The organism is Demequina sp. NBRC 110053, from assembly GCF_002090095.1.
Lineage (GTDB): Bacteria > Actinomycetota > Actinomycetes > Actinomycetales > Demequinaceae > Demequina.
On record NZ_BBRJ01000002.1, the window covers coordinates 487932 to 510704 of the forward strand.

The 22773-nt window shown below is 69.9% G+C and carries 14 protein-coding genes; 3 read left to right on the forward strand and 11 right to left on the reverse strand.

Features of this window, described 5'->3' with window-relative positions:
- Positions 1 to 66 precede the first annotated feature (66 nt).
- The 6 genes from mnmA to B7K22_RS02410 all read right to left on the reverse strand — a co-directional run bounded on the left by mnmA (position 67) and on the right by B7K22_RS02410 (position 8395).
- Complete coding sequence (gene mnmA / locus B7K22_RS02385; protein ID WP_084038176.1) at positions 67 to 1152, reverse strand: tRNA 2-thiouridine(34) synthase MnmA; 1086 nt, start codon at positions 1150 to 1152, stop codon at positions 67 to 69.
- Positions 1153 to 1260: 108 nt separating this feature from the next.
- Positions 1261 to 1968 carry a tyrosine-protein phosphatase gene (locus B7K22_RS02390; protein ID WP_084038177.1) on the reverse strand — a complete coding sequence of 236 codons (708 nt, stop codon included), beginning with the start codon at positions 1966 to 1968 and terminating at the stop codon, positions 1261 to 1263.
- A gap of 131 nt (positions 1969 to 2099) precedes the next feature.
- The gene (locus B7K22_RS02395; RefSeq protein WP_084038178.1) at positions 2100 to 3296 is read right to left on the reverse strand and encodes a cysteine desulfurase family protein; all 1197 of its coding nucleotides are present in this window, start codon (positions 3294 to 3296) and stop codon (positions 2100 to 2102) included.
- Between the two features lie 168 nt (positions 3297 to 3464).
- Positions 3465 to 6494: an ExeM/NucH family extracellular endonuclease gene (locus tag B7K22_RS02400; RefSeq protein ID WP_084038179.1), complete on the reverse strand. Its 3030-nt coding sequence runs from the start codon at positions 6492 to 6494 to the stop codon at positions 3465 to 3467.
- 165 nt (positions 6495 to 6659) lie between these two features.
- Entirely contained in the window at positions 6660 to 7610 is a 951-nt protein-coding gene (locus B7K22_RS02405) for an electron transfer flavoprotein subunit alpha/FixB family protein (RefSeq protein ID WP_084038180.1), read from the reverse strand.
- The gene (locus B7K22_RS02410; RefSeq protein ID WP_084038181.1) at positions 7607 to 8395 is read right to left on the reverse strand and encodes an electron transfer flavoprotein subunit beta/FixA family protein; all 789 of its coding nucleotides are present in this window, start codon (positions 8393 to 8395) and stop codon (positions 7607 to 7609) included. Before B7K22_RS02410 ends, B7K22_RS02405 begins: the two co-directional genes overlap by 4 nt.
- A gap of 80 nt (positions 8396 to 8475) precedes the next feature.
- Here B7K22_RS02410 and B7K22_RS02415 point away from each other — a divergent pair, with 80 nt between their 5' ends.
- Together B7K22_RS02415 and glgX are read left to right on the forward strand one after the other, a co-directional pair.
- Positions 8476 to 9108, forward strand: coding sequence for a DUF5701 family protein (locus B7K22_RS02415; RefSeq protein WP_084038182.1), 633 nt, complete (start codon positions 8476 to 8478; stop codon positions 9106 to 9108).
- Positions 9109 to 9301: 193 nt separating this feature from the next.
- On the forward strand, positions 9302 to 11434 hold the full coding sequence (glgX, locus tag B7K22_RS02420; protein ID WP_084038183.1) for a glycogen debranching protein GlgX: 2133 nt from the start codon (positions 9302 to 9304) through the stop codon (positions 11432 to 11434).
- A gap of 99 nt (positions 11435 to 11533) precedes the next feature.
- Here glgX and B7K22_RS02425 read toward each other — a convergent pair whose 3' ends face one another.
- From B7K22_RS02425 to B7K22_RS02445, 5 genes are all read right to left on the reverse strand, one after another.
- Positions 11534 to 15118 (reverse strand): glycosyl hydrolase 53 family protein, encoded by a 3585-nt coding sequence (locus tag B7K22_RS02425; protein WP_084038184.1) that lies wholly within the window; start codon positions 15116 to 15118, stop codon positions 11534 to 11536.
- A 277-nt stretch (positions 15119 to 15395) separates the two neighbouring features.
- On the reverse strand, positions 15396 to 16289 hold the full coding sequence (locus tag B7K22_RS02430) for a sugar ABC transporter permease (protein ID WP_084038185.1): 894 nt from the start codon (positions 16287 to 16289) through the stop codon (positions 15396 to 15398).
- Between the two features lie 2 nt (positions 16290 to 16291).
- Entirely contained in the window at positions 16292 to 17908 is a 1617-nt protein-coding gene (locus B7K22_RS02435; RefSeq protein ID WP_084038186.1) for an ABC transporter permease subunit, read from the reverse strand.
- Between the two features lie 104 nt (positions 17909 to 18012).
- Positions 18013 to 19284, reverse strand: coding sequence for an extracellular solute-binding protein (locus B7K22_RS02440; RefSeq protein ID WP_084038187.1), 1272 nt, complete (start codon positions 19282 to 19284; stop codon positions 18013 to 18015).
- Between the two features lie 155 nt (positions 19285 to 19439).
- Entirely contained in the window at positions 19440 to 21464 is a 2025-nt protein-coding gene (locus B7K22_RS02445) for a beta-galactosidase (RefSeq protein ID WP_084038188.1), read from the reverse strand.
- A gap of 292 nt (positions 21465 to 21756) precedes the next feature.
- Between B7K22_RS02445 and B7K22_RS02450 the strand changes: the two genes are divergently transcribed.
- Positions 21757 to 22767: a LacI family DNA-binding transcriptional regulator gene (locus B7K22_RS02450; protein WP_084038189.1), complete on the forward strand. Its 1011-nt coding sequence runs from the start codon at positions 21757 to 21759 to the stop codon at positions 22765 to 22767.
- Positions 22768 to 22773: the final 6 nt, after the last annotated feature.

Genomic DNA, 22773 nt, shown 5'->3' on the forward strand with positions numbered 1-22773 from the left:
CGGGTCACGCGGCGGCAGCGGCCGCGCACGTGTGAGAGACGCAGGCTTGCCCTCCGGCATCACCAGTCAGACCCGCCGAGACCCCACCGTCGCCTGCCCCAGCACACGGCTGCCGTCGTAGACCACGAGCGACTGCCCCGCGGCGACCCCGCGCAGCGGCTCGTCGAGCTCGACGGTGACCCGCGCATCGGCCCTCACCACCGTGCCCGGCACCGGGGCGCCGTGAGCGCGCACCTGCGCCTCGCATCGCACGGGCGCGCTTGCGGGCACGTCCGGAGCGAGCCACACCACGTCCTCGCCGGTGAGCGTCGTCACCGACAGCAGCGTCTCGGGGCCGACGGTCACGACGTTGCGCGCGGTGTCCACGCCCGTGACGTAGCGCGGCGCACCGTCCGCGGCGGGGCGGCCGATGCCCAGGCCCCTTCGCTGCCCCACGGTGTAGGCGTAGGCGCCCTGGTGCTCCCCGACGAGCTCGCCGGACTCATCGACGATGGCACCCGGCCGCTCCCCCAGCGAGCGCTGGAGGAAGCCCTTGGTGTCGCCGTCGGCGACAAAGCAGATGTCGTAGGAGTCAGGCTTGTCGGAAACTCCGAGCCCGCGCGCCGCCGCCTCGGCTCGCACGTGAGACTTCGAGGGCGCCGTTCCCAGCGGGAACATGGAGCGCGCGAGCTTGGCCGGGCCCATCACCGCGAGCACATACGACTGGTCCTTGGCTGGATCGGCGGCACGATGCAGCTCTCGCACGCCATCGTTGCGCAGCTCGATGCGGGCATAGTGTCCGGTGCATACCGCATCGAACCCCAGCGCAGTCGCGCGCTCGAGCAGCGTGTCGAACTTGATGTGCTCGTTGCAGCGCACGCACGGATTGGGCGTGCGGCCCGCCGCGTACTCGTCGAGGAAGTCCTGCACGACGGTGTCGTGGAACTCGTCGGATAGGTCCCACACGTAGTACGGGATGCCCAGCTTGTCCGCCGCGCGGCGCGCGTCGTTGCTGTCCTCGATCGAGCAGCATCCGCGAGATCCGGAGCGGAACTCGTCGCGGTTGCGGCTGAGCGCCATGTGCACGCCCACCACGTCGTGACCTGCCTCGATCGCGCGCGCGGCAGCGACGGCGGAGTCGACTCCGCCTGACAGGGCTGCCAGCACGCGCAAGGATGACCTCTCGTTGGGACCCGTCCATGGTACGTGGCGCCGGACAGCGTCCATCCCCTGTCCAAGCTCGGTCACTTCTGCGACCAACCTCGGGGGGTGGGGTGGGAGTCAGGCGAGCAGGCGGCCACGCAGCGCGGCGAGGGTCTGCGCGTCGCCACCGTGCGCGAGGTACCAGCCCTCGACGCCGCCGTCGTGCTCGTCCCACGCATCCAGGACGCTCTCGATCGCCGCTTCCGGCGCCTCCAGGATCTCGCGAGGTACGGACGCGAGCGGGGTGTCGCCCACGTGGCTAGGCGCGGACGCCATGATCCTGCCCAGCACGCTGGGCATGTGCTCTGCGGTGCGGTGGTAGTCCGCGACGACCGCGTCCCGGCTCACGCCCACGAGCGCCAGGATCAGCGCCGCCGAGACTCCTGTCCGGTCCTTGCCGGCCGAGCAGTGGAAGAGCACCGGGGCGTCCTCGCGCGCGACCTCGGCGACCACCTGCACAAGTCCCGGCGCCGAGCCCGACCCCAGCATGAGCGCGTACAGCTCCTCGAGCGTGCTCAGCCTGGCCATCGCCGCGCCCGTCGGGTCCGCCGCGGAGAGGAGGTCGATCTCGACGGTGCGCACGCCCGGCCCCAGTGGATGGGTCGCGTCCTTCTCCCCCGGTCCCCGCAGGTCGACCACGGTGGCCGGCGGCCACGCCTCCACGCCCGGCGGCTCCGCGTCGCCTTCGAAGGGCGCGTCCGACCGGTACGCGATCCCTGCGCGCAGCCCCGGCGCGGCATCGGCGAGGTCGCGGAGATTGGCGAGTCGGTCGAGCGGAGGCTGCATGACCCGATGCTTCCAGACGTACGGCGCCCACGCGAGTGCCCGGCGCAGCCCCGCCAGCGCGCCGCTCAGCCTGCCCCCGTCAGCCGAGGCGGCTCACGTCCCTCGGGTGCGCCCGGCGCGTCAGCACGTGATCAGCCGAAGACCGCGGAGTCGAACGTCCCGGCGACCTTCCGCGCCCGCTCGACCGCTTCCGGCAGCACCGCGACGAGCGCGTCGATGTCGTCCTGGGTGGTGGTGTGGCCCAGCGAGAAGCGCATGGTTGACGCCGCGTCACGCTCCGACCGTCCCATGGCGATGAGCACGTGGCTCGCCTGCGCCACGCCAGCCGAGCATGCGGATCCGTTGGACGCCTCGACCCCATGCGAGTCGAGCACGAACATCATCGCTTCCGCTGCGCAGCCCGGGAAGATGAAGTGCACGTTGCCAGGAAGACGCGCGGGCCCGGGCTCGGGACCCGACAGGCGGGCGTCCGGCACCGCGTGGCGGATGCGGTCGATCAGCTGGCGCTGCAGCGCGCCCAGCCGCTGCGCCTCAGGCTCGAGCGTCGCCATGGCTTCTGCCGCGGCCACGGACGCGGCGTGGAAGCCCGCGGCATTGAGGGTTCCCGAGCGAACCTTGCGCTCCTGGCCGCCGCCGTGCGTGAGAGGAGTGATGGCGAGGTCGCGGCGCGCGACGAGCGCACCCACCCCCACGGGACCGCCGAACTTGTGGGCGCTCACCGCCATGGTCGCCAGACCAGACGATCGAAAGTCGACCGGCACGTGGCCGACGGCCTGCACCGCATCCGCATGCACCGGGATGTCGTGCTCCGTGGCGATGTTGACGATCTCGCGGATGGGCTGGATGGCGCCCACCTCGTTGTTGGCCCACATCACGGAGATCAGCGCGATGTGGTCGAAGTTCGCGGCGACCTCCGAGCGCAGCGCGTCGAGGTCGACCAGACCATCCGCATCGACGGGCAGCACCACCGCGGTCGCGCCGTGCTCGGCCTCGAGCCAGTGCGCGGGATCGAGACCTGCATGGTGCTCGATCGCGGTGGTCACGATCCGGGTGCGGCGGGGGTCCGCCTGGCGGCGCGCCCAGTACAGGCCCTTGAGCGCGAGGTTGTCCGCCTCGGTGCCGCCCGAGGTCCAGATGACCTCCGTGGAGTGAGCGCACAATGCCCCGGCCATGCGCTCGCGCGCGTCCTCGACCACGGACCGGGCCAGCCGTCCCGACTTGTGCAGGGCGGAAGGGTTGCCCACCCTCGCGAGCTCCTCGACGTACGCCATGCGCGCCGACTCCAGCATAGGAGTTGTCGCGGCGTGGTCGAGGTAGTGCGTGGCCATGGAGCCAGTGTACGGAGCACCAGCGAAGGCGGCACCGATGCGCTTGGGCCTCTCTCCCGTCGCCGCATCCCATGCGCTTCCGAGGCGCGCGAGTTGGGCCCAACTCGCTCGCCTAAGGCCTTAGACGCGCGAGTTGGGCCCAATTGGACGCCGCGAGAGGGGGGTGGGTCAGGAGACCTCGCAGGCCCCGCCGTCGAGCGCGAACTCCTCGACGTCGGACGCGCCCCCGGCCGTCGAGCCGACGAACCCGAACGTCACTGAGCCTCCGGGCCGGATGGTCGCATTCCACGCGAGGTTCTCGACCGACACCGCCGCACCGGTCTGCGTCTCGGCGCCGCTCCACAGGTCGGTGATCTGCTCGTCGCCCGCGAACTCCCATGCGAGCTCCCAGCCGTTGATGGGCTCGTCGCCCGTGTTCGTCAGCCAGATCTGCGAGATGAACCCGCCCGGCCACTGGCCGTGGATGGTGTAGCTCACGGAGCAGGTCGCGACCGGCACGTCCTCGCCCAGCTCGAGCCCCACGAGCACGGGGTCGTGATCGGAGGTGCGGTACATGTCCGGTGCGTACAGCTCCTCGATCTGCGCGAGCGTCTTGAAGTCGACGTTGTAGTCGAGCACCGGCACCTCGTCGGCGTTGATGTGGACGTGAGCGGAGTCGGTGACCTGCTCGGCCAGCGACGCCGACCCGAACACGTAGTCGAGCGAGCCCCACTGACCGTCGAACACGTAGGAGTAGTCCTCGGCGAGGTCGACGTATCCGGCGTCGCGCAGGACGTCGATCGGGTCCTCCTGCGCGTACGAGTTGAGGTCACCGATGATGAGAACGTCGCCGTCCTCCACGCCGGTCGGGTAGGTGCCGACCCAGTCCACGAGCGCCTCCGCCGCGAGGGTGCGGCTGGCGTTCCAGCAGCTCGCGCCGTCGCCCTGGTCCGCGTCTGGTCCGGTGGAGGGGCACGATCCCTTGGACTTCCAGTGGTTCACCACCACCGTGAAGGTCTCGCCGGTCCCGACCTCCTCGAAGGTCTGAGCGACGGACGGACGGTTCTCGTCGTCGTCGAAGCGCGGGTCCACGCCCGAGTCGAGGATCGCGATGTCTCCGACCTCGGTCACGGCTGCCGCGTCGTACAGCATGCCGACTCGGATCACGTCGGTGCCGACCACCCCGGTGTCGACGTACGACCACGAGTCCGTGCCCTCGGCGGCATTGAGCTGCTCCGCAAGGTAGGCGAGCGGCTCGACGCCGGGAGTGTTCTCCATCTCCATGATGCCGATGACGTCCGCGTCGAGCTCGAGCAGCGCGGCGACGAGCTTGTCCGTCTGGCGAGTCAGCTCGATATCCTCGGGCAGCTCGTCGAGGAACGGCGTGTTCGCCCCCCTGCACTCCTGCTCGAAGCCGGTAGGACCACACACATCTCCCGATCCCTCGATGGAGAGGAAGTAGTTGAGCACGTTGAAGCTCGCGACCTTGAGGTCACCGCCCACGGCGGGCGCCTCGGTGGGACGCGGGTTGTTCGACTCGAACACGGGCGCCGGCGCGTCGGGCGACACGGGGCGCACCCGATAGGCGTTGCCGGAGGCGCTGTTGCCCGCCCAGGTATAGGTCATGACGCCGCTCAAGCCCCTGATCGAGTCGCCGCCGCGCAACGGATTGTCCGCGGCCAGCGGCTCTCCCCCGCCGCCGAAGACGATCGGGTCGGGGTTCTGGTTGTTGAGCGCGTCGTCGAGGATGATGCGGCGCAGATCGTTGCTCGCCTGCAGCGCGTTGGCCTCGGCACCGGGCTCCACGACGGCGGTGGGCTGGTCGAGACGTCCGCCCTCGGACAGCGTCACCTGGCCGAACCGCCCGAGCTGATAGAACTCGGTGACGAACAGCTCATGCTCGAAGGTCACGGCCATGCCCTCGTACCGCTCTGCCGCAGCGGCGTCGGCGAACGGCAGGCTCACCGTGGCCGGCGACACGCCTGCGCTCGAGCCGAGCACCGTGACGTCGTCCGGGAAGTCGATCTGCGTCTGACCCTGGAACTCGGAGACCGAGCCGGTGACGGAGACCTCGTCTCCCAACGACACCGCGTCCTCGCTGCCGTGGAAGACGAAGATGCCCTCGGACGTCGCGGGGTCGGCGTCCGCGTCCTCGTCGCGGGACTGGACGTAGAACCCGCGAAGGTTGGGGCTCGGCCCCTCGTAGTCGCCCACGACGACGCCCTCGATCCGCACCGTCTGACCAGCGAGCGGTGACGTCTCCGCAGAGCCCTGCACGGCGCTGATGGGCGTCACCTCATCGCTGAAGACGGTGAAGGTCGAGGCGACGTCGGCGAGCATCCCGTCGGGCGGGTCGTTGGCATCGACATCGGTGACGGCCGATGCGCTCACGGTCACCGTGCAGTCCTCGCCTGAGGCGAGAGGTGCGCCGGGAGTGAGGGCGTACTGGGAGGGGCCGCCCGTGAGCTCAGCGTCGACCGCACCGCTGTCCGAGCACTCGAGCGTGATCGCACCCTCGCCCAGGACGACCGGTTCGGAGAACGTCACGGTGACGGAGGCGTCGACGCTGACTCCCACGGCGCCGTCAGCGGGCGTGATCGATGCGACCGACGGTGCCGCATCCTCGACCGGACCGCCGTCGCAGTCGGTGCTGTGGGATCCCAATCCGTCGAAGGCATCGGTCGCGAACGTCTCCCACTCGAGCGACGCGTCGAAGGCGTCAGACGGATCCGTGTCGCCCGCGCACACCGAGGGAAGGCGGCGCAGCGTGTCGTTCAGGCCACCGCCCGGCCACTCGGAACCGGGGTCGACCCCCACCTGACCGAAGCTGTCCACCACCGCGTCACCGTTGAACAGCACCAGGGCGTCGTCGCCGTTGAACAGCCCGGATCCTGTGGTCTCGTCGGCCACCGCGAGGATGGCGGGGTCTGCACTGCCGGACGCCGCGATGAACACGTCACCAGGCTCGAGAGTGCCGTCCAGGTCGAACGTGGCCGAGCTGGAGGTGTTGCCATTCGAGTACTGCGTGAGGGTGTAAGGCCCGAGGTCGACCGCGGCTCCGGTGCCGTTATAGATCTCGATGGCCTTGTTGTTGCTCGACCCCTCGACGTACTCGGAGATGATCAGATCGGTCGGGTTCTCGGCGGAGGCGGGCAGGGCCGCCGCCGAGCTCACCCCCACAGCGATCACAACGGCTACGGCGGTGGTGCGACGGCGCATGAGCTCTCCCTGGTTTGTCCGGATGATCCCACCGTAGGCACGGGAGTCTGAGGGCGCATCAGGAGCAGGAGAACTCTGGGTGAAACCTGCGTTTCGGTGGTGTTGCGGACGGGCGCGAGCACGGGGCAGGTGCCTCGCCGGGCGACACCAGCGGGCGAATGACGGTCAGGCCCCGCGGTGGGCCTTGATGCGCTCGATCGCCTGCGGGATCACGTCGAACAGCGATCCCACGACCCCGAAGTCGCTGATCTCGAAGATGGGCGCGTCGGGGTCCATGTTGATGCTCACGATGGTCCCGGAGGCCTGCATGCCGCCGCGGTGGTGCACCGCGCCCGAGATGCCGCATGCCACGTACAGCGCTGGCGTCACGGTGGTGCCGGTCTGGCCCACCATGTGCTCGTGGCTGATCCAGCCCTCGTCGGTCGCGTCGCGCGACGCGCCCACCGCACCGCCCAGCAGCTCCGCGAGCTCGGACACCAGGGTGTAGTCGCCCCCGGTGCCACGCCCGCCGGACACCACGACAGGCGCCTCGGACAGCGGGACGCCGTCCTGCTGGGCCACGGGCTCCACGTGCGTGACGCGCTCGCGGGTCTCGGGCAGCTCGACGGCCACGTCGACAACGGTGGCCGCGCCGGGCTGGTCCGCGGGCGAGGCCTGGGTGGTGTTGGGGCGGATGCCCACGATCGCCCGCTCGGCGTCGATCCTGGTGCGCACGTTCCAGGTGGCCGCGAAGACGGTCTGGAAGGTCTCGACCTTGCCCTCGACCAGCTCGGCTCCCGCGGCGTCGACCACCACGCCAGCGCCCGTCAGCACGGCGAGCCGGGTGACGATCTCCTTCGTGACGAACGTCGAGATGACGATCAGCACGGACGTGTCGGCTGTCGCCGCGGCGATGGCCGCGGCAGCCTGCGCCGGCAGGCGCGCGCCGTCCCCGACGGACGCGACCCGCACCTCGGTGGCGCCGTACTCGCCCAGCTGCGCCACCGCATCGGCGCTGGGAGCATCCCCCAGCCAGACGGCGACGGGCGAGCCCAGCGAGCGCGCGAGGGTCAACGCCTCGAGCGCGGGACGAGTGACCTCTCCCCCGCGCTGCTCGATCAGAACGGCGACGCTCATGCGAGTCCCTTCTCGATCAGGAAGTCCGCGAGCTGCGTGCCAGCGTCGCCGGTGTCCGTGACCGTCACGCGGTTCTCGCGCTCGGGTCGCTCAGAGGCCTCGACCACGGTCGTACGGGAGGCCCCACCTCCCACGGCCGCCGCGTCCACGCCCAGGTCCGCGAGGCTCCAGACGGGGATCTCCGCCTTGCGTGCGGCCATGATCAGCTTGAAGTTGGGGTAGCGCGGCTTGTTGGCCTCGTCGGTGACGGACACGACGGCCGGCAGCGGCGCGGTGACGGTCTCGTGGGCGTCGGGCAGGTGACGCTCGATGGTCGCCTGGCCGCCTTCGACGGTGAGGGCCGATGCGAGGGTCAGCTGCGACCAGTCGAGCTCGGCCGCGAGCGCGGTGGGGAGCATCGAGGTGAGGCCGTCAAGAGCGGCCATGCCGGTCACGACGAGGTCGAGCGGCGCCTCCTCACCGACCTTCCGGACAGCGGCCGCGATGACCATCGCGGTACCGAACACGTCTGAGCCCGCGATCGCCTCGTCGCTCACGTGCACCGCGCGGTGGGCGCCCAGCTGGAGCGCCTTGCGCACCGCTGCGACCGCGTCGGGTCCACCCACCGTGAGGGCGACGACCTCGCCCTCGCCGGCGGCCTCGACGATCTGCAGGGCCGCCTCGACGGCGTTCTCGTCGAGCTCGTTCATGGTGCCGTCGTCAGCGGTTCGCGTGACCGTGCCATCGGTGAACGACCGATGGGACTGGAGGTCGGGGACGTGCTTGACCGTGACCAGGATGCGCATGGGGCCAGCCTACCGGTGGGAACCTCACGCGCTCGCAGGACGTTGGGGCTCAGCCACCGCCGCCGACGACAGGAGCCGTCATGCCCTCCCTCCTCCTCGACCAGCAGATCGACGCCTACACGTCCGCAGGACTGCCCGCCCTCGCCGGACTCGCCGAGCCCGACTTCAGGCGACTGTTCGAGCCCGTGCGAGCCAGCGCATCGGCCCTCTCGCAGCATGCCCATGCGGAGTCGGGCCAGCTTCCCTACGTCGCCGTGGTGACGGATGCGGTGATCGATCCGGCGGCTCGGGTGCCGGGGATGCGCCTGTCCGGCTCCGAGCGGGAGGGGATACTCGACCGGAACCACGGTGAGCAGGGCCTCGCGCCGTACCGCGCGCTGCCGGATCTCCAGGTTCCCGACGCACCGGTCTACCTCCTCCTCGGGGTCGACCGCGGCGACGAGTTCCGCGACGTCGCGCCGCGCGAGGCCCTGCCGAGAATCGCCGCCCGCTCTCGCTCTCCCCTGACGATCGCCGAGGGACTGTCGATCATGGCGGCTCACCCCGACTTCCTGCGCAGGAACCACTGCTTCATGCTCGCCGGCTCGTCGCGAGGGGACAAGCGCGTGCCCGCGATCTGGATCTCGGAGAAAGCGCCCAAGCTCGGATGGTGCTTCCAGGGAGTGCCGCACTCGTGGCTGGGCGTGGCTTCTGCCGCATCGCGCATCGGCTGAGCCGAGCCGCCGGCCCGCTCGCCGCCGCACGACGTCGCGGACCGGCGTCGGGAACGTCCCCGCCATCCGTTCGGGCAGAGTCGTGGCCGCGAGGTCGTCCACGCCTCCGTGAACCTGCATGAGCGCGTGGGAACGTTCCTGGCGCGTGCGCGGTTGACATGTCGCGGAACCCCGCACTGGGCAGAATAGGAGCATGATCGTGGAAGGCGTCACCCCCTCCCTCACGCCGCACAGGCTCGGCGTCCACCTCACCGACGGCGGCGTCGTGGTCGGCGTGTACGCCGGCCATGCGACGGCCGTCGACCTGTGCCTGTTCGATGAGTCCGGCTCCGAGACCAGGGTCCCGCTGTTCGGCCCCAAGTCCGGGGTGTGGCACGCGTTCGTTCCCGGGATCGGCGAGGGTCAGCAGTACGGCTTCCGTGCCTCGGGCCCATGGCAGCCCAAGAAGGGCCACCGCTACAACCCCGCGAAGCTGCTCCAGGACCCGTACGCGCGCGGCTACGCCGGCGAGCTCACTCCCATGGACGCCCCCGGAGCGAAGGCGCTGCTGTCGAACCGTGACGGCACGGACACCTCGGCGCTCGTGCCGCGCTCGGTCGTCACGGCCGAGCCCGGCGGCTCCTGGCAGACGCCGCACCCGCGCATCGCGTGGGAGGACACCGTCATCTACGAGCTCCATGTGAAGGGCTTCACACAGCAGATGGAGGCCGTGCCGGAGGAGCTGCGTGGCACCTACGCGGGCCTCGCCCACCCCGCGGCCATCGAGTACCTCACGTCGCTGGGCGTCACCACCGTCGAGCTCCTGCCGGTGCACGCCTTCGCATCCGAGCCGCACCTCGACGACACGGGCCTGTCGAACTACTGGGGCTACTCGACCATGGGGTTCTTCGCTCCCCACGCGCCGTACGCGACCGCGGAGGCGCGCGCCAAGGGCGCTCAGGGCGTGCTCGATGAGTTCGTCGGCATGGTCGATCTGCTGCACCAGGCAGGGCTCGAGGTCATCCTCGATGTGGTGTACAACCACACCGCCGAGGCCGGGTGGGGCGACCGCGTGCTGAACTTCCGCGGGCTCGACAACCACAGCTACTACCGGCACCAGCCCAACAATCCCGGCCACTACGACGACACGACCGGCACCGGCAACACCCTGGACTTCACGCACCCACGCGTGGTCCAGCTCGCGCTCGACTCGCTGCGGTACTGGACCGAGGAGGTGGGGGTCGACGGCTTCCGCTTCGACCTCGCCGTCACGCTCGGGCGCACGGGACACGGGTTCTCGACCCGCCACCCGTTCCTGGTGGGCCTCACCATGGACCCGGTGCTGGGCGGGGTGAAGCTCATCGCCGAGCCGTGGGACGTGGGCCTGGGCGGCTGGCAGGTGGGCAACTTCCCGGCCCCGATGGCCGAGTGGAATGACCGGTTCCGCGACCGCATCCGCTCCTACTGGCTCACCGACACCGCGCGCGGCGGGCGCCACCATCCCACGGCTCCCGAGCTCGCGACCAGGCTCGCCGGCTCCTCCGACCTGTTCGGGCACACCGAGCCGCCGCTCATGCGAGGGCCTATCGCGTCGGTCAACTTCGTCACGGCGCACGACGGCTTCACGGCCCACGATCTCACCGCCTACAACGGCAAGCACAACGAGGCCAACGGCGAGGACAACCGCGACGGCACCGACAACAACCGATCCTGGAACCACGGCTACGAGGGCGACACCGACGAGCAGGAGATCCTCGCGATGCGCCGCCGCTCCATCCGCAACCTGCTGGGAACCACCCTGCTTGCCGCAGGGACGCCTATGCTGCTGAGCGGCGACGAGTATGGAAACAGCCAGGGCGGCAACAACAACGCGTACTGCCAGGACAACGAGATCGGCTGGGTCGACTGGACGCAGGCGGAGTGGAAGGACGACCTGCGCGCCACGGTCGCGCACCTCATCCATCTGCGTCTCTCGCACCGCGTGCTCCGGCCCGCAGAGTTCTACGATGGCCGCGACCACGACCTGCGCGACGGCAACCCGCGCGCGGACTCCGCCTGGTTCACCAACTCTGGCGCCCCGGAGTCCGACGAGTGGTGGGAGGACCCCGCCACGCGCGTGGTCCAGTTCATGCGCTCTCTGCCCGACGAGGGCGAGGCCGATGCGCTGATGATCATCAACGGCTCGCGCGACGAGGTCGAGATCACCCTGCCCATGGACGACGGCAAGGAGTGGCACCTCGCCTGGGACTCGGCGTGGGAGACGCCCGAGGGCGTCGAGAAGGAGACGCTGCGGCCCGGCGCGAGCACGCAGATCGAGCCGACGTCGATCCAGCTCTACCTCACCTGACCCGTCAGGCTGTCTGACCGGACCGGTGCGGAGGGACGGCGACGGGGCCGATGCGCGCTCAGGCGAACGCGCATCGGCCCCCTTTGCCGCGGGTGACCGCTAGTCCGTCACCTCGCGACGCCGGGAGGCGAACGCCATGGCACCCCCGAGCGCGACGAGCGCCAGGGCGATCGCGAGCGGCAGCGCCACGTCGGGCGCTCCGGTCTGGGCCATCTCCCCGGCGCTCGCCGAGACCACGGTCACCTCGAGCGATGCGATGACGTCGCCGTCCTCGTCGAGCGCGAGCAGGTGGTGCACGCCCGGCTCGAGCGTGGTTGGGATGGTCACCGTCGCGGTCGCCGAGGCATTCACCACCGGCGCCACGGCAAGCTGCTGGTACTCGCTCTCGATGCCGAGCTCCACGGTGTCGCCACCGACTGGCGCGACCGTGACGGTCACGGACTGGCCGGGTACGAGGGTCGAGTCGCTGACGGTGATCCGCGGCTCGGCGCCACCGTCGCCTCCGTCGCCTGAGCCGTCGCCCCCGTCACCGGGGTCGCCCGGTTCGTCCGGTTCACCGGGTTCGACGGGGTCGACCGGCTCCTCGGGCACCGCGGCCAGCGAGTCGATGGCGTCCACGATGGCAGCGGTCGCAGCGTCCACGGTCGCCTGCTCCGGTCGCGACTGTGCGAGCACGATCTCGCCACGCTCGACGGCGAGGTCGAGCGCCGCGAGGGACTCGGCCGTGTACGCAGCGCGGTCGATGGCACCCGCATCGGCGATCGCGGACTCGAGCGGCGACGTGTCGACCGACGCGTCCGGGTCGGCGATGCGGAACAGGCTCACGTCGTCGACGTAGGACCAGTCGCCGGTCACGATGTCGGCGTAGATCCACACGTCGACGGCGGCTGCCTCGGTGAGCGTGAAGTCCACCGACCCCGTGTCCTGGTCGGGCCAGCCAGGAAGGCTCAGCTCGACGGTGTGCGAGGCCGCACCATCCCACGCGCCTACCTCGTAGGTGGTGTCGGAGGCGCCGCCGGAGACGTCGTTGCCGCCCGCCGAGGTAGCCGTCAGCCGGTATGTGCCCGCCGGCAGCTCGGCCGTGGTCTGCGAGGCCTCGAGACCGAAGGACGGGCCACCCGTCGCGCTCGACCAGCCACTGAGCGCGAACGAGCCCTCGATGTCGCCGTACGCGGCGACCCAGGCCGTGCCGACCTCTGCGGCGGGCCACTCCGTCGCCTCGATGGTCCACGGAGAGACGTCGTCCACGCCGTTCTCGAACCCGCCGTTGAGGATCCAGTTGCGCTCGGTGACCGTGATGGTCGCCGTGGCCGTCCAGCCGTTCTCGGTGACGCCGCTGACGGTGTAGACGCCGGGGGACGTGATGAGGTCGAGCACGTCGTTCCACGTGACGGTCTCGGTCGTCTCCGACTCGTCGTACGCGACGACGGTCACGGTCTCCGGCAGAGCGATCTCCTCGCCCTCGGTCACCGTCACCACGACGGACTCGACAGTCGGATCGGGCACGGTGCCCTCACCCTCCTCGAGCCCCTCGATCGCTGCTGCGAGCACGTCCTCGGCTGCATCGACCGCGGCCTGGCTCGGAGCAGACGCCGCGAGGATGAATGACGCACGCGCCATCGCGCGGTCGAAGGCGAGCAGCGACACGGCAGTCCACCCGTCCCGCGAGACGGCCTCGCCCTCGGCATGCACCGTCTCGAGCGCGGACGTGTCCGCCTCGACCACGGGAGTCACCTCGACCAGCTGGAACTGGTCGATCGTGCCCCAAGCCCCGGCCGTCAGGTCGAAGGTCGCCGAGACCGTCACCGTCTGACCAGCGGCGACCGAGACCACCGGCGTCCGCGGGCTATGCCACCCCTCATACCCCGACAGCGAGAACGGCGCCGAGGCGCTGGAGATGCCCGATGCGAGAGTGATGCTGGTCGACTCGCCCGCCACCGCCGCTCGGCCCTGCGCCTGCGCCGAGAGCCGGTAGTCGCCGGCGGGGACACCCGTGATGACCTGCGAGATCGAGAACGAGAAGTCCATGCCGCTGTAGAAGTGAGTCGAGCTCGACCCTTCGAAGGGGTCGTCCGGCGCGCTGATGGTGAAGCCAGATCCGGTGCCCGTCCACGGCGCGGCACCATCCTCGAAGCCTGGGTTCACGACCCAGTTCTGGCCGGAGGACGTGCTGTCGACCACCGTGACGACGGCCTCGACCTCGAGGCCGGCCGAGGTCGTGCCGGTGACCTCGTAGGTGCCGGCACCCGTGATCCACGATGGCTGTGCGTTCCAGGTCACCGACTGCTGCTCGGTGGTGCCGTCGGTGTAGGACACGGCGACGGTGGACGGCAGCGACCAGGTGTCGCCCTCGACCACGGTGATCGTCGGCGACGCGACGGAGTCGATGTCGCGCGGGCCCACGGTGCCGTAGCGCACGTAGTCCCAGACGCGGAGCGACTCGAGCGGGTCGCCGTCGTGGTCGAACATGGCCTGGTTGTCCCAGCCCGACCCGCCGTGGTTGGCAGCCGCATCGGCGCTGTAGTCGCCTGCGTGCGAGGACGCCCAGCCGGAGCCGAACTCCTCCCAGAGCAGCTCGTTCGCGGCGAGCTCCTCCGGCGGGCCCACCGGCAGCCACGCCGGCTCCCAGTAGAAGACGCCCAGGCCGGCTTCCCCGACGTTCGCCACGGCGTCGATCACGTCGCGCACCGCGAGCGCCTGACCCTGCACGGACGTCGAGTACTGGTCGTAGGCGGTGCGGATGTTGTTGGGGTAGCCGTCGCCGTCCTCGAGGGTGTACGCCCACGAGGTCTCGGCGACGATGACGTCCTTGCCGTAGGTGTCCGCGACCTGCGAGAGCTGCGCGGTGAGGTTCTCGAGCGTGCCGTGCCAGTACGCGTAGTACGACGATGCGAACACGTCGTAGTCGATGGGCTGCACGCCATCCGCCACTGGGTCCGTGTCGAAGGTCGCGAGCTGCTCCGCGAGCCAGCCGTAGTCGCCGCGCTCGGGATTGGTGAAGTGGATCGCGATCTTGACGTCCTCTCCCAGCGCATCGCGCACGCCGCGCGAGGCGGCGTCGAACAGCACCCCGGAGTCCGGCCACTCCGTCTCCGACAGCAGCAGGCCGGAGTTCTCGTTGCCGATCTGCACCATGCCCACATCGACGCCCGCATCGTCCATCATCGAGAGAGTCTCGACGGTGTAGTCGTACATCGCGTCGGCGCGCTCGGCGAGCGTCAGACCCTCCCACGCCTTGGGCAGTGGCTGCTGGCCCGGGTGCGCCCAGAAGTCCGCGTAGTGGAAGTCGACGAACACGCGCATGCCCGCCGACGTCGAGCGCAGGCCGATCTCGGTGGCGCGCTCGGCATCGACGGTGCCGCCGCCGTAGCCATTGCCGTCGGCATCGAAAGGGTCGTTCCACACGCGGATGCGCGAGTAGTTCACGCCGGCCTCGGCCATCACGTCGAACACGTCCGCCTCGTTGCCGTCGAAGTCCTTGAAGGTCACGCCAGACTCCTCGAGCGACAGGATGGACGAGGCGTCCACGCCGTTCATGAAGTCCTCGGCGAGATCCTCGACGACGGGGACGGTGATGCCCGCCTCGACGGGGTCGGCCGCCGCGGCGGGAGCCACGAGGCCCACGCCCACGACCGCGGTCGCGGAGACGGCCGTGACCGCTCCCAGTGCGCTGCGCATTCTCATGCGTGCTTCCTTTCGATCCTCATTGATCAAGCCCCGGCGCCGGGTGCGTCGCGGCCGGTGCCCGGGTCCTCGGCGGATCCGAGCCCGCGTGCGCCATCTGCCCGGCACGCGAACGGGGTACCTGTCCTGCAGCTCATGTGCTTCTCCCCCGGCCGCCGGTGCACTGCGGCCGGTCGACGCAGCCCGCCAGCGCATCGGCCCGCGGCGAGGCTGTGACCGCTCCCAACGGAGCGTGTGCGAAACGTGCGCGCGGTCGAGCGTCCATGCCTGTGGTCGCCTAGCCCTTCACGGATCCGGCCGACAGGCCGCCCACGATGTATTTCTGGAGCGACAGGAACAGGATGAGCACGGGGATGGCGGCGATGACCGCTCCCGCGGCGAACAGGCCCCAGTTCGCGCTGAGCTGGTTCGAGACCCACTGGTACATGCCGACGGCGAGGGTCCACTGATCCTCGGACACGAGCACGATCTTGGCGAGGATGAAGTCGCCGAAGGCGGCGATGAACGCCAGCAGGCCCACCACCGCGAGGATGGGGGTGACGAGCGGGACGATGAGCTGCCAGTAGATCTGCGAATGCGTGGCGCCGTCGATCTTCGCGGCCTCATCGATCTCCGTGGGGATCGAGTTGAAGAAGCCGTACATGAGGAAGGTGTTCGCCCCCAGCGCGCCGCCCAGGTAGACGCAGATGAGCGCGATCTTGGAGTTGATGCCGAGCGCGGGCGCCACGTTGCCGAGCGCCGTGAGCAGCAGGAACACCGAGATGAACGCGACTGTCTGGGGGAACATCTGGATGATGAGCAGGGCGGTCAGCCCGGGCCGGCGTCCCGTGAAACGGAAGCGCGAGAACGCGTACGCGGCGGCGGCACCCATGAGCACGGCCCCCACCGAGGAGGCGACGCCGACGATCAGCGTGTTGGCCACCCACGTCCAGTACGACGTGTCCCCGAGCGCCTGATAGTTCGCGGCCGAGAACGACGCGAACAGAGCGCCGCCGCTCGACAGCGTGCCGGACTCCGACACCGAGGCGGACAGCACGTACACGAGCGGGAAGACCGCGTAGAAGATGATGATCGCCGCGACGGGATACTTCCATCCCAGCTCCCCCCACCAGCGCGAACGGCGCGTGGGGCCACGGCGGGCGGGGGTGCGGGTGGCAGTCTGATCGGTCATCGTCAGATCTCCTCGAGCTTGCGGGTCTGGCGGAACGCGATCGCGGAGATCACTCCCACCACCACGAACACGACGATCGACAGCGCTGACGCGAGGCCGTAGTCGGCCACACCGCCGTCGACGCCGGAGATGTGGTAGATCGCGGAGATCAGGATGTCCGTCGATCCGAGTCCACTGGTGCCGGGGAAGGGCGGGCCGCCCTCGGTCAGCATGTAGATGATCGTGAAGTTGTTGAAGTTGAACGCGAAGGACGCGATCGCGAGCGGCGCCGTCGACACCAGGAGCAGCGGCAGGGTGATCGAGCGGAACTGGCGCCAGCGGCCCGCTCCATCGATGCGGGCCGCCTCCATGGTCTCCCCCGGCAGCGCCTGGAGCGCGCCCGTGCAGACCAGGAACCAGTAGGGATAGCTCAGCCACAGGTTGACCCACAGCACCGCGAACTTCGCGAGCCACGGATCTCCCAGCCAGTTGATGTCGGCGCCGAAGAAGAACCAGTCGTTGAGGATGCCGAACTCGCGGTTGAGCATGCCTCGCCACAGCAGTGCCGACATGAACGCCGGGAACGCGTACGGGAGGATGAACAGCGTGCGCATGGTGCGTCTGGCGCGGATGCGCGGATCGTTGAAGATGATCGCGAACAGCAGGCCCAGCCCGAAGCTCGTGAGCACCGTGAGGGTCGCGAACGCGAACGTCCACGCCGTCACCTTCAGCAGCGGCCCCGCGAGGGCGGCGTCGGTGATGGCGCGCACGAAGTTGTCGAAGCCCACGGTGACGACCCAGCCCGCAGGCAGCTGCGAGCCGTCCTCGGCGACGAAGTTCCCGGACTCGGATGCCTCGTAGACCACGCCGGTCTCGGTGTCGGTGAGCGTCTGCGCCTCCGGATCCCACTCGAGCGACGACGTGTAGATCGCGGCCGTCGAGGCGTCGCGGGTGCGCAGCGAGCCGTCCTCGGCATCGTCGGAGACGGGCACGCGCAGGTCGATGACGTCCTGCTGGAGCTCGGGGTCGGCGAACAGCTCCGCGCGTGGCACGACCTCCCAGCCGTCGACCTCGGACGGCGCGCCGTCGTTCCCCACCGCGCCATCCACGGGCTCGAGCGGCTGCTCGGCCGTGCCGACCTGGACGTAGCCGTCCTCGTCGACGATCGCGAATCCCAGCTCGTCGCCGCCGGTGACGATCGCGAGCGGGTAACTGAGGGAGTCCTCGACGCGGCGCTCGTCCTGGATCAGGGCCGCATCGACGGCCTGCTCGATCGAGCCGGCATGGCCGGTGCCGTAGTTGGTGAACGCGACGTAGCCGGTGTACGCGAGCGTGAACACCTGGAACACGGCCAGGAACACGAGGCCGGGGTAGATGTACTTGAGCGGCAGCGTGCGCTTGGTGAAGTAGATGACGTCAGCGATCAGCAGCAAAGCCGTCGCGGCCGCCAGGATGCCCCACGCCTCGACATTGATCGCCGACAGGATGATGGAGACGCCGAGCGCATTGACGAGGCCCATCAGCAGGAGCTTCACGACGAAGCCCCAGCCGAGCCCGCGCCACGAGCGCGCAGGCGCCTCCGGCGGCTGCGCGCCTGGCTGCTCCGGGTCCTGGCGCCTCGCGCCCGTCTCGACGGTCATCTGTGCTCCTGCTTCGCTGTCACGCGGTGGATGGTGAGGTGGTGGAGGGTGCCGGGCTGTGGGGGCGGGACGTGCGCCCCCACAGCCCGGACTCCGGGGCGGCGTCAGCCGCCGATGCTGGCCTCGAGCTCCGCGACCATGTCGCTCCAGGTCGTTGCCGGGTCGGTCGCGGTGCCGGTGATCAGCTGGATCTCGGCCGCGTTCCACAGGTCCCACACGGCACCCATCTCAGGGATGGACGGCATGGGCACGCCGAGCGATGCCGACTCGACGAAGCCCGCGGTGACGGGATCCGTGGAGACCTCCTCCGCGAGAGCGGTCAGCGCGGGCACGCGCGGGTCCGCCTCGTACAGGGTGCGCTGGGCGTCCTCGGTCGCCATGTAGTTCACCAGGAACTCGTTGGCGAGCAGCGTGTTCTCGGACTGCGAGGACAGGTAGAAGCCCTGCACGCCCACGAACGGAGCGGCGGTCTCGCCGCCGGCGGACACCATGGGCGACACCTTGAGGTTCATCTCGCCGCCGTCGAAGAACGGCATCCACGGACCCTGCAGGATGAACGGCGACTCACCGTTCGCGAACAGGCTGTTCGAGGTGTCGTAGTCGATGGTGTCCGAGAAGATGCCCGTTCCCGCAGCGCCGTTGTCGTACAGGAACTGCGCGAAGGCCTCGCCGGCCTCGCCGCCCATCCCGACCTCGGTCGTGTAGGAGCCGGAGTCGTCCTGCACGAACACCGGGGCGCCGAACGAGGTCTGCAGCGGGTAGGCGCTGTAGCCGTCACCGGCGGTGCCATTGGTGAACAGGATGAACGGACGGTCCTCGAACCCGGCCTCGTTCGCCATCGTGATCATCTCGTCCCACGTGGTCGGGGCGGTGTCGCCCACGAGGTCCACGTTCTGGATGAGGGCGATCGCCTCTGTGGAGTACGGCAGGCCGTAGAGCTGGCCGTCGTAGGTCATCGCGTCGAGCGCGACCTGCTCGAATCCCTCGGCCTTGTCCCCGAGGTCGAGGGTGTTGACGACGCCGGCCTCGATCAGGGCGCCCAGCCAGTCGTGCGCGCCGACGGTGATGTCGGGCCCCTCGCCGGTGGGGACCTGGGCGACGAAGTCGTTGCGGAGGTCCTCGAAGTTCTTCTGGACCAGCTCGACGGTGGCACCCGTGTCCGCCTCGAACTGCTCGGCGGCGGTCGCGAGTGCGGCCTCACGCTCGGCATCGGTCCAGACGGTCAGGGTGACGCCCTCGCCTGCGGGGGCCTCGGAGGTCTCCTCGGGGCTCGCGGTGTCAGCCGGCGCGTCCGCGGGCTCCGGGTCGCTGCTGCATGCGGCGAGGAGCGCAGCGGTCGCCACGAACGCGGCTCCCATACCAATCTGCTTGCGCATCTTGTGTTCCTTCCATGAGATGGGCCGCATGCGCCTCTCGAGGAGAGATCGCGTCGCTGCGACCGGGTGTTCCTTTCAGCCGACGTGGCCGGAAGGTGTGGTGTGTGGTGGTGATGCTGTCGTTGCCTGCACGGCCTCAGCCGTTCGGGAGGCGGTCACCTGTGATCGCCTCCCTGCCGAGACTGGGCGGTGCGGACGACGGCGACGTCGCCCCCCGCCAGCTCGAGCGTTCCGTCGATCCGGGAGCCGGTCAGCAGATCGGTCCCGATGATCGTCAGCTCTGCGTCAGCGTCGCCGTGGTTGACGACGATGACGAAGTCGTGTGAGTCGCCGCGGCGCGTGACCACCTCGAGAGCCTCGTGGTGCGCGGCCGGGGCGATGCCCGCATCGGCGTAGACGCCGGACATGACGGCGGACAGCTCGGCGGAGCTCAGGCGCGTGCCTACGTACCAGCCCTGTCCGTCACCGTGCGTGTGCCGCGTGATCGCCGGCAGCCCGGCGCCGGGGCCGTCGGCGAATGTGCCGCGCACCTGCGCACCGCACAGGGCGATGTGCTCGGCCCAGACGTCCGCGCTCAGGCGCTCGCCGTCGAGCTCGACGGACATCGTGGCACCCTCCCGCAGAGGCAGGAACTCCTCGACGGTGAGCCCGAGGGCGTCGCGCAGCGGCGCGCCGAAGCCACCCTCGTGGACACGGTCGTGCTCGTCGACGATCCCGGAGAAGCACGACACGAGCAGGGTGCCGCCGCCTGCCACGTAGGAGGTGAGGTTCTCCCCCGCCGCCTTCGTCAGCAGATAGGAGGCCGGAGCGACCACCAGCCGGTACCGCGAGAGGTCATCCTCGGGATGAGCGAAGTCGACGGTCACGTCGTCGCACCACAGCCGCTCGTAGTAGGCGCGCATGCGCTCGCGGAACTGCAGGTCGTCCGACGGACGCCACTCGAGGTCCTGCGCCCACAGCGACTCCCAGTCGTAGAGCACGGCGACGTCGGCCATCACGCGCGAGCCCTTGATCTCCTCGAGCGCCTTCAGGTGCGCTCCGAGCTGCACGACCTCGCGGAACACGCGGGACTGCGGGCCGGCGTGGGGCACCATCGCGGAGTGGAACTTCTCCGCACCCGATCGCGAGGCGCGCCACTGGAAGAACATGATCGCGTCCGCACCGCGACCGAGGTGCGTCATGGCGTTACGACGCATCTCCCCTGGGCGCTTGGCCACGTTGCGGCCCTGCCAGTTGACCGCCGAGGTCGAGTGCTCGAGCAGCATCCAGGGGTTGCCGCGGGCCACGGAGCGAGTGAGGTCGGCCGACAGCGCGAGCGCGATGTGGGCCTCCTCGTCCGCGCACCACAGGTAGTGGTCGTCGGAGACCACGTCGACCTCCCGGCCCCACTTCCACAGATCGGTGTTCCATGACTGATGCGCCATGAAGTTCGTCGTGATCGGCTGCGTCGCATGCGCGCGGATCGCCTCGCACTCGAGCCGAAAGCACTCGCGCAGCTGCTCGTCGGTGAACCGTGCCCAGTCGAGCTTCATCGCCGGGTTCACGGTGGTGGGCGTCGCCGCCGGGGCCACCACGTGCTCCCAGTCGTCGTAGCACTGTCCCCAGAACGCGGTGCCCCACGCTGCGTTGAGTGCCTCGAGAGTCTCGTAGCGCTGCTGCAGCCAGCGCCTCCAGGACGCGACCGCGCGCGGGCCGAAGTCCTCGGCGACCGGGACTCCGTACTCGTTGTGGACATGCCACATCACGACAGCCGGATGGGTGCCGTAGCGCTGAGCGAGCTCGGCCGCCATGCGCTCGATCGCCGCGCGGTACTCCGTCGAGGCGTGGGAGGCCATCCCTCGCGAGCCGAAGCCCATGACCGTGCCGTCGCTGAGCGTGACGCGCGACTCGGGGTACTGGTGGAAGAACCACGCCGGAGGGGAGACGGACGGCGTACCGAGGTCGACCGCAATGCCGTTGGCGTGCAGCAGCTCCAGCAGCTCGTCGAGCCACCCGAACTCGAACAGGCCCTCCTTGGGCTCGAGCAGCGCCCACGAGAAGATGCCGACAGAGACCAGGTTCACGCCGGCCTCCTGCATGAGGCGAACATCCTCGTCCCAGACCTCACGGGGCCATTGCTCGGGGTTGTAGTCCCCGCCATAGGCCAGGCCGCTCAGCGCGGGAAAGGCATCTGCCGTCATGACGCTCCATCGAGTCGGGCGGCATCGCGCCGCGTTCGCGAGTCACCATCGAGACCTACTGTGACCGGTCACAGCGTAACTCCGCCAAGGAGCCGACCCGCAACCGGACGCCCACTTCGTTACGCAACTGTGACCGCTCCCGGCTGCCCGGTGTGCAAACGCTTACATACTGCCGGGCCGTGCGCTCAAGCGCAAATCTCCGCCACAGTCGTCGTCAAACTGTTACCGTTTGCATTCGTCGCACGAGCGTCGCGGGCCGCCGTCAGCCCCCTGCGGGCTAGGCTCTGTCTCCGTGACGACCGAAGGCACGCGCAAGCCCACCATCCGCGATGTCGCCGCGACAGCTGGCGTGTCGCGCGGCACGGTGTCGCGCGTCATCAACGGCGGCCACTGGGTCTCCCCCGCCGCTCGCGAGGCCGTGGAGCGCGCGATCGAGACCACGGGGTACTACGCCAACCACCACGCCCGCTCGCTCGCGACCGGCCGCGCGGACTCCATCGCCTTCCTGCTCACCGAGCCCACCCAGCTCCTGTTCGACGACCCGACGTTCTCGATCCTGCTGCGCGGCGCCGCGGAGGCTGCCTCCAAGCGGCACAAGACGCTCGTGCTGCTGCTCGCCGGAACCGACGAGGAGCGCAGGAACGTCGCCCACTTCGTGGGCGCTCGCCATGTCGACGGCGTGCTGCTGATCTCGTCCCACGAGCGCGATCCGATGCTGGACACGCTCATCGCCTCGGGCGTGCCCACCGTCGCGTGCGGGCTGCCGCTCGGTCACCAGGACGACGTCGTGACGGTCTCCATCGACGAGGTGGGCGCGGCGCGCGAGGCCGTCCGGCACCTGCGTGGCTCCGGTCGACAGCGCATCGCGTTCATCGCGGGCCCCCCCGACACCCCCGGCGGCAAGTATCGCCTGGTCGGCTATCGCGAGGAGCTGGGCGCTTCCCTCGACTCGGCGCTGGTCGACGAGGGTGACTACTCCACAGCGTCCGGCGCCGCCGCCATGGAGCGCATCCTCGAGCGCGCCCCTGACGTCGACGCCGTCTTCGCGGCCTCCGACCGTATGGCCGCCGGCGCGATCCAGACCCTGCGTCGTCACGGCAAGGACGTGCCAGGCGACGTCGCGGTCGTGGGCTTCGACGACTCCGGCCTCGCGGAGCGCCTCGATCCCCCGCTCACCACCATGCGCCAGCCGTTCGACCAGATCAGCGAGCAGATGGTCGAGTCGCTCACGAGCCTCGCGAGCGGCAAGCCAGCCACCTCCACCACGCTGCCAGCGACCCTGGTGAGACGAGCGACCGCCTGAGCGGGC